Origin of the sequence: Bradyrhizobium sp., assembly GCF_035701725.1 — a bacterium.
GTDB lineage: Bacteria > Pseudomonadota > Alphaproteobacteria > Rhizobiales > Xanthobacteraceae > Bradyrhizobium.
On record NZ_DASSRP010000372.1, the window covers coordinates 1 to 8,294 of the forward strand.

At 63.1% G+C, this 8,294-nt stretch carries 8 protein-coding genes; 6 read left to right on the forward strand and 2 right to left on the reverse strand.

All coding sequences use genetic code 11. The annotated features are described in order from the left end of the window. The 5 genes from VFL62_RS22340 to upp form a co-directional block, all read left to right on the forward strand. A partial coding sequence (locus tag VFL62_RS22340) for an efflux RND transporter permease subunit (protein WP_325174567.1) occupies window positions 1-828 on the forward strand: 828 nt, incomplete at its 5' end. A 14-nt stretch (window positions 829-842) separates the two neighbouring features. Next, window positions 843-2,336: an efflux transporter outer membrane subunit gene (locus tag VFL62_RS22345; RefSeq protein WP_325174568.1), complete on the forward strand. Its 1,494-nt coding sequence runs from the start codon at window positions 843-845 to the stop codon at window positions 2,334-2,336. 246 nt (window positions 2,337-2,582) lie between these two features. Beyond that, complete coding sequence (locus tag VFL62_RS22350; protein ID WP_325174569.1) at window positions 2,583-3,839, forward strand: GTP cyclohydrolase II; 1,257 nt, start codon at window positions 2,583-2,585, stop codon at window positions 3,837-3,839. 19 nt (window positions 3,840-3,858) lie between these two features. Beyond that, window positions 3,859-5,097, forward strand: a complete 1,239-nt coding sequence (locus VFL62_RS22355; RefSeq protein WP_325174574.1) for a URC4/urg3 family protein — start codon at window positions 3,859-3,861, stop codon at window positions 5,095-5,097. A gap of 11 nt (window positions 5,098-5,108) precedes the next feature. Further along, window positions 5,109-5,738, forward strand: a complete 630-nt coding sequence (upp, locus tag VFL62_RS22360; RefSeq protein WP_325174570.1) for a uracil phosphoribosyltransferase — start codon at window positions 5,109-5,111, stop codon at window positions 5,736-5,738. Between the two features lie 63 nt (window positions 5,739-5,801). On the opposite strand, the gene VFL62_RS22365 is transcribed toward upp, so the two are convergent. Continuing rightward, window positions 5,802-6,632 carry an aspartate dehydrogenase gene (locus VFL62_RS22365; protein WP_325174571.1) on the reverse strand — a complete coding sequence of 277 codons (831 nt, stop codon included), beginning with the start codon at window positions 6,630-6,632 and terminating at the stop codon, window positions 5,802-5,804. A 253-nt stretch (window positions 6,633-6,885) separates the two neighbouring features. Between VFL62_RS22365 and VFL62_RS22370 the strand changes: the two genes are divergently transcribed. Continuing rightward, entirely contained in the window at window positions 6,886-7,902 is a 1,017-nt protein-coding gene (locus VFL62_RS22370) for a formamidase (RefSeq protein WP_325174572.1), read from the forward strand. Window positions 7,903-7,907: 5 nt separating this feature from the next. On the opposite strand, the gene VFL62_RS22375 is transcribed toward VFL62_RS22370, so the two are convergent. Next, a partial coding sequence (locus VFL62_RS22375) for an amidohydrolase family protein (RefSeq protein WP_325174573.1) occupies window positions 7,908-8,294 on the reverse strand: 387 nt, incomplete at its 5' end.

The following is an 8,294-nucleotide window of genomic DNA, read 5'->3' on the forward strand; positions in this document are numbered from 1 at the left end:
GTGTCTTCCACCGGCTCGGCGGTCTCCACCGGCGCCGAAACCATGATTCCGCTATCGGCCGTCGCTCATTTCACCCAAGGCGCGACGCCGCTCGCCGTGAATCATCAGGGGCTATTGGTCGCGAACACGATTTCCTTCAACCTGCCGCCGGGTGGCTCGCTCAGCTCGGCGGTTACCTCGATCAATGCCGCCATGAATCGAATCGGCGTGCCGGCAACGATCCGCGGCACTTTCCAGGGTACCGCCAAGGCATTCCAGGACTCGCTGAACAATCAGCCCTTCCTGATCCTCGCGGCACTGGTGACGATCTACATCGTGCTCGGCGTCTTGTACGAGAGCTACGTTCATCCGCTGACGATCCTGTCGACGTTGCCTTCGGCCGGCGTCGGCGCCCTGCTTGCGCTGATGGCGTTCAAGACCGAATTCAGCATCATGGCGCTCATCGGCGTCATTCTCTTGATCGGTATTGTGAAGAAGAATGCGATCATGATGATCGATTTTGCGCTCGAGGCCGAACGAAACCGCGGCCTGAGTTCGATCGACGCAATCTATGAAGCATGCCTGCTCCGCTTTCGGCCCATCATGATGACGACGATGGCGGCGCTGCTGGGTGCGTTGCCGCTGGCCCTCGGCCTCGGCGAAGGCAGCGAACTGCGCAAACCGCTCGGTATCGCAATTGTCGGGGGACTGATCCTCAGCCAAGTGCTGACGCTCTATTCAACGCCGGTAATCTACCTGTATATGGATCGGTTCCGGCTTTGGAGCAGGCGTATCAGGGGCGATCAAGCACCGCTTGCTCCCGATACCAGGCTGCAACCGGGCGAGTAGAATTTGGCATTGCAATGAGCGGTCAAGCATCACGACGGATTACACGCGGCAAGGTTTCCCTTGCCATTTGTGGCTTTCTGCTCGTCCCCGCTCTGTCGGGCTGCATCCTCGGAACCGAACGGCCCGATCTCAATCTCGAAGTGCCGGCGACCTACCGCGAAGGCGGCCATACCGCTGCGGACACCCACGTTCCCGCGATCGACTGGTGGCGCGGTTTCAAATCCGGCGAACTGACGTCGCTGATGGACAATGCGCAGCTCTACAATCTCGACATCGCGGTTGCCATTGCCCAGATCGCGCAAGCCGACGCGCAGGTGGGCATCAACGGTGCGCCGCTGCTTCCATCCGTCAGCGGAACCAGCACGGCCGAGCAAAGCCGCAGCGCGGTCGGTTCGGTGGCAACCGGCAGCGGCGGAATTGGCGGGAAAAGCTTCTCGCAATACAGTCTCGGACTGACCGCGAGCTACATGCTCGACTTCTGGGGCAAGAATCGCGCAACGCTCCACGCCGCCGAGGAAAGCGCGACCGCCTCGCGCTACAACCGCGAGGTCGTGACGCTGACCGCGATCGTCACCGTCGCCAACACCTATTTTCAGATTCTCGCAGCGCAGGATGAGCTGCGTGTCGCGCGTCGTAACCTCGCCGCAGCCGAGCGCATCCTGACGCTGATCAGGCAGCAGTTCGCCGGCGGCACCGCCTCGCAGCTCGATGTGTCGCAGCAGGAAACGCAAGTGGCGACCGAACGCGCCGCGATTCCGCCGCTTGAGATCACCTTGCGGCAGAATATCGCTGCGCTTGCCGTGCTGGTCGGCCGCGCGCCGGCAAATTTCACGGTCAAGGGCGGGACGATGACGCAAATCGCCGTTCCGCGCGTGACGCCCGGCATGCCCTCCGAACTGCTCAACCAGCGGCCGGATATCCGCCAGGCCGAAGCGCAACTCGCTTCGTCCAACTTCAGCGTCGAGTCCGCCCGCGCTGCGTTCTTCCCGCAGATCCAGTTGACCGCGCAAACCGGCGTGCAAAGCGCAGCGCTGGCCTCGCTGTTCGGACCAGGCGCCTGGTTCTACACCCTCTCGGCCGGACTGACACAGCCGCTGTTCGACGGCTTCCTGCTCGAAAGCCAGTTGAAGCAGGCCAAGGGCGTGCAGCTGCAGAATCTGCAAGCCTACCGGAAGGCCGTGCTTTCGGCCTTCTCCGACGTCGAGAAAGCGCTGGTGGCGCTGTCGCAGACGACCTTGCAGGAGCGTCTCGAGATCGAGGCGGTGGCCGCCGCGCGCAAGGCGTTCGAGGTCTCGGAAACCCAACTGCGCGCCGGCACCGTCAACCTGATCACCGTGCTGCAAACCCAGCAAACGCTCCTCACCAACGAGAACGCGCTGGCGCAGGTGCGGCTCAACAAGCTTCTCGCCGCCTCCAGCCTGTTCCAGGCGCTTGGCGGCGGTTGGACGCCGACCGGGCAGCTATCCTCGCTGCAGCCGCAGGATGTCGCATTGCCGGCGGCGCAATAAGCCCCCTCGCGCGCTTGCACCGCGTCATAGGCTCGCCCCGGCGCGCCGCGCCGAATCTTCAAGGAAATACCACCACTTAGTTGCCTTGTATTCGGCGGCGGGTGCGCTATATTTCATGGTTCGGTTACGATCGTACTGTATTTTTCGTGGTTGGTGATGAGGCCCGTCTGTTCAGGCGGGCCGTCGCCATTTGTGGCCCCGCTCTCCGAAAGCCGAGCGTGGCTGAGATCTGAAGGATTGACCGCGATGACTCGTTCCAACCGGGTAGACCATATCCGGCTCACCTCGCATCCGACGCCCGGCGGCAAGCTCAACTTCCCGATCCAGTGGGGCGCGGCCAGCGCGCGCGAGCGCGGCCCGATCATCGGCACGGTATCCCGCCCGCAGGACCGCAATGTCATCGGCTCGCACGGCGGCTCTTATTCGGTCTACCGCGCGCTTGCGGTCTCCTCCGGCGCGCTCGATCCGATCCGCCGTCCCGACCTCACCAACACGCATCCGGCGGCCACCATCGGTCCGTTCCCGCAATGGAGCGATCCGGAGCGCATTGTCTCGCTTGATCCCTGGGGTCACCTCGTCGCGGAAAACTTTGCGGCCGAGATCGCGGAAGGCATCGATATCCGTCCGAGCATCGCGATCACGCGCGCCCGGCTCGACCTGCCGGAGATCAAGGCGGCAATCGACGCCGGACGGCTGAAGCATGACGGCGAAGTCGTTCACAAGAACGGCAGCGTTTCCGTGGTCAAGATCGCGCTCGACCCGGTCTGGTACCTGCCCGGTATCGCCAAGCGATTTGCCACCACCGAAAACAATCTGCGCCGGCAATTGTTCGAGCAGACCGCGGGCATGTTTCCCGAGCTGGTGACGCGACCGGACCTGCAGGTGTTCCTGCCGCCGATCGGCGGCATGACCGCCTATCTGTTCGGCGACGTCAGCAAGCTGCCGGACCACCGCACCAAAATCACCTGCCGCGTGCACGACGAATGCAACGGCTCCGACGTGTTCGGCTCCGACATCTGCACCTGCCGCCCCTATTTGCTGCACGGCATCGAAGAATGCGCGCGCGCCGGACAAGAAGGCGGGCTTGGCATCATCGTCTATAACCGCAAGGAAGGCCGCGCGCTCGGCGAGGTCACGAAGTTCCTGGTCTACAACGCACGCAAGCGCCAGGAAGGCGGCGATGCCGCCGCGCAGTATTTCGAGCGCACCGAATGCGTCGCCGGCGTCCAGGATGCGCGGTTCCAGCAGTTGATGCCTGATGTGATCCACTGGCTCGGCCTCAAGCGCATCGACCGCTTCGTCTCGATGAGCGACATGAAACACGATGCGCTGACCAGCCAGGGCATCGAGATCGTCGAACGCATTCCGATTCCCGACGAACTCGTTCCGCCGGACGCGCATGTCGAGATCGCGGCGAAGAAGGCCGCCGGTTATTACAGCGCGGAAGCGCCTGCCCCGGACGAGCTCATCAATTCGGTCGGCCGTCCGCTTGAAAAATACTGAATCGGGCGTGGCTGTAGCGGTGGCCAATTCGGAAACGTCAGCGGCGTTGTCTCTGTTAAGCGCCGCCGCGGTGCGCGAGCGCGCCCACCGGATGCTGGCGCTCGCACTCGAGGACAAGCTGCCGAACTTCCGCATCCATCCCGACAAGATGGATGGCGTTGTAGATCTCGTGCTGCAAACGACGCGCGAGGCGTATCCCTCGCTCGACGTGCCCTTTCACTCGCGCTGGCGGCATTTCATCCTCAATGGCGACAACCGCTGGGCCGCGATCGCAAGTCGTACCCGATGGGACGATGCCGCGGCGCGCGCTCGGGCCGAATTCGATCTCGCCATGGTCAGCGTCTTTCTCGACGCCGGCGCCGGTCCGACCTGGCGCTATCGCGACCAAAAAACCGGCGTTGCGATCGGCCGCTCGGAGGGACTGGCACTGGCGAGTCTGGCCATGTTCGAAAACGGCGCCTTCTCGGCCAATGCAAGCGAGCCGCTGCGCGCCGACGGAAGCGCGCTCAACAAGCTTTCGGTAGCTGACCTCGCGCGCGGCCTGCAGGTTTCCGACGCCAATCCGCTGGTTGGGCTTGACGGCCGCGCCGAGCTCTTGCGCAGCCTTGGCAGGCTCGTGGCCTCCAAGCCTGATATTTTCGGCCGTCACGACGCACCGCGCCCCGGCGGCCTGTTCGATCAGCTGGCCTCGCGCGCCGAGAACGGCCGTCTGCCCGCCCCCGTGATCCTGTCCGAATTGTTGCAGCAGCTCGGGCCGATCTGGCCGTCGCGCCTTTCGCTTGGCGGAGTTGCGCTCGGCGACTGCTGGAAACATCCGGCGCTCGCGACCGGCGATGCCTCCAACGGGCTGATCCCGTTGCACAAGCTCTCGCAATGGCTCGCCTACTCGCTGATCGAGCCGCTTCAAGCGGCCGGCATCGAGGTCGTCGATATCGACGGCCTCACCGGGCTGGCGGAATACCGCAATGGCGGCTTGTTCATCGATTCCGGCGTTCTCGCCTTCCGAAATGCCGACGATGCGCAGCGCGAGCACGAGGTCGCCTCGCCGCTGGTGGTGGAATGGCGCGCGTTGACGGTCGCGCTGCTCGACCGCCTTGCCGAGGGCGTGCGACAGCGGCTCAAGCTCGATGCGCGGTCGCTGCCGCTTGCCAAGGTTCTCGAAGGCGGCTCATGGGCCGCGGGACGAAAGCTGGCGCGCGAGCGACGCCCTGACGCCTCGCCGCCGGTCAAAGTCATCAGCGACGGCACGGTATTTTAGGAGCCTAAGATATGGAAGGCGTCACCGTCGTCAGTCATCCCCTGGTCCAGCACAAGCTGACACTGTTGCGCGAAAAGGAGTCCTCGACCAAATCGTTTCGCGAATTGCTCAAAGAGATCGGGATGCTGCTCTGCTACGAGGTCACCCACGATCTGCCGCTCAGCGATGTCGAGATCGAAACCCCGCTCGCCCATATGAAGTCGCCGCAGCTTGCCGGCAAGAAACTGGTATTCGCCCCGGTGCTGCGCGCCGGCATGACCTTCGCGGAAGGCATGCTCGACCTGGTGCCGAGCGCGCGCGTTTCCCATATCGGGCTTTACCGCGAACCCAAGACTTTTACCGCCGTCGAGTACTACTTCAAGGCGCCGAACGACCTGCCCGAGCGGCAGGTGATCGTGGTGTCCCCGGTGCTCGCGACCGCCAATACCGCGGTCGCCGCCGTCGACCGCCTGAAGGAGCAAGGGGCCACCGACATTCGCCTGGTGTGCCTGATCGCGGCCCCCGAGGGCATCGAGCGGATGCGCGGCATTCACCCGGACGTGCCGATCTGGCTTGCGGCGATCGACGAAGGGCTCGACGAGAACGGCTTCATCCTGCCGGGGCTCGGCGACGCCGGCGACCGCGCTTACGGCACGAAGTAGTATTTTTGTTTTGACGCGTTTTCTTTACGCGAACCGGCTCCCACTTCGCTTGAAAACGCTATGCTAGGTCCCGACCCGCAATGGTGCGCGTTGCTTGCAAAGCAGCGCGATCACCGACAAGGCCGTGATGCGGCCGGTCTTGGGATTTTCCGACGGGATATTCTCGATCGACATCGAGAATTTCGCCGCGTCGGAGTCGACCTCGACCCGGTGCACGTTGCGCGTCAGCGCTGGATCGGCCCATATCTCCAACCGCGTGCGATCGGGACCGATGCCGGCGAGCGACAGCGCCACCGCCACGTTCAAATTCGCCGGAAAGCCCTTGGCGGCCTCCCGCGCGGTGCCATCGAAAATCTTCAGCGGCTCCTTGATCGTTTCAATATCGATGTTGTTCTCGACCAGGAACGGCGCACCGGCGAGCCCGTTGACCGGCTTGCGCGTCACCATCCGCACCGAATGAATTTCCCCGACGGCGGCCGCGGTCACGGCGTCCAGCCCGATCAGGGCGCCCGTCGGCACCACGATCTGTCCGCCGTTCTTCCTGGCGATATCGATCAGATCTTCGTTTTCAAGCAGCGCGCCGGCACTCAGCACGATCGCGGTCTTGCCCTGTTCCACGAAGGGGGCCACGATCGATCGCAGCAATTTCGCAGGCGCACACTCGATCGCAATATCGGCGACGTCGGAGAGTTTCTCGATCGGCAGCACCGCCGGCTGCTTCTTCAGGCTGCCAAGCCAATTGTGATGTTTTGCCGGATTCTGCGCCGATACGGCCGCGAGCGTGAGGCCGTCGATACCCTCATCGAGCGCTTCGGCAACTTTCTTGCCGATGGGTCCAAGCCCTGCAATCGCAACGCGCAAGTTCGGCTCGGAGCTTTTCGTCAAATTCGCCATAGGCTTGGTTTCTCTTCTTCGTTCAATGAGCCAGTCGCGGCGGCTAACTCCCTGTTGCGCTTTATAGGCCGCCTGTCATCGCCGTGGAAGACGTGGAGAGGCCCGCCGGGCGCAACCCGCCTCTGCCTTTGCTTTGGTCATCCGATCGCCTGAAAAATGATCTTTGTTGCCTTCCGGAAATGCGATTTGCTGTTTTTGGCTTTTCGCGCGTCCCGGCGGCAGAAGGACGCGAATTTCTCTGAGGGAGCGGGATATGAACGGACTCGGCGGACTCAACAAATCGCCCAACGGCGTCGTGATCGGTCTGGTGCAGCTTCAACTGCCCGTGGTCGTGACCAAGGCCGATCTCGCCAAGCAGACCGAGCGGATCGTGTATATGGTCGGCAAGGCGCGCCGCAATCTCGGCACCATGGACCTCGTGGTATTCCCGGAATATTCGCTGCACGGCCTGTCGATGGACACCAATCCCGCGATCATGTGCCGGCTCGACGGCCCGGAGGTCGCAGCCTTCAAGAAGGCCTGTATCGACAACAAGATCTGGGGCTGCTTCTCGATCATGGAGTACAACCCCGACGGCAATCCCTACAATTCCGGCCTCATCATCGACGATCACGGCGAGATCAAGCTCTATTACCGCAAATTCCATCCCTGGATCCCGGTCGAGCCGTGGGAGCCTGGCAATGTCGGCATTCCCGTAATCGAGGGGCCGAAGGGCGCCAAGATCGCGCTGATTATCTGCCATGACGGCATGTTCCCGGAAATGGCGCGCGAATGCGCCTACAAGGGCGCCGAGATCATGATCCGCACCGCCGGCTATACCGCGCCGATCCGGGAGAGCTGGCGCTTTACCAATCAGGCCAACGCATTCCAGAACCTGATGGTGACCGCGAACGTCTGCATGTGCGGCTCGGACGGCTCATTCGATTCGATGGGCGAAGGCATGATCGTCAATTTCGACGGCACCATTCTTGCTCACGGCACCACTGGCCGGGTCGATGAGATCATCACCGCCGAGGTACGCCCGGATCTGGTGCGCGAGGCGCGCATCAACTGGGGGGTCGAGAACAACATCTACCAGCTCTGGCATCGCGGCTATGTCGCGGTGAAGGGCGGCGCGATGGATTGTCCCTATACCTTCATGCAGGACATGGTCGCCGGCACCTACCGGCTGCCCTGGGAAGATCAGGTCAAGATCACCGACGGCACCTCCTGCGGCTTCCCGGCGCCGACGCGCATGTTCGGCGCCAAAAGCAACAAGGCGGCGGAATAGAGCTTTTAATGGCGGTGAATCTGCACGCGCGGCCGTGTAAATGACTTGCGGCCGCGCTTGAAACCCCACAGCGGCTGCGCCAGCGTCGCGATCGCCTCGGTGGGAGTAGAGGCATCAATACAGACGAGATCGGCCGGGCTGCCGACCTTGATGCCGTAATCACCAAGCCGCATCAGCCGTGCCGAGGATTCCGTGATCATGTCGAGACAGCCGGCAAGATCCGCCGGACGCGAGACGTGGCAGACATTGGCATAAAGGTTCGCCATCCGGATCAGCGAGCCGTCGCCATAGGGCGTGAACGGATTGAGCACGTTGTTGGTCGAGATCGAACAGGTGACCCCGGCTTTCCGTAAGGGCTCCGCCGGAACCACGCCGCGCGGCACGGCGTGATC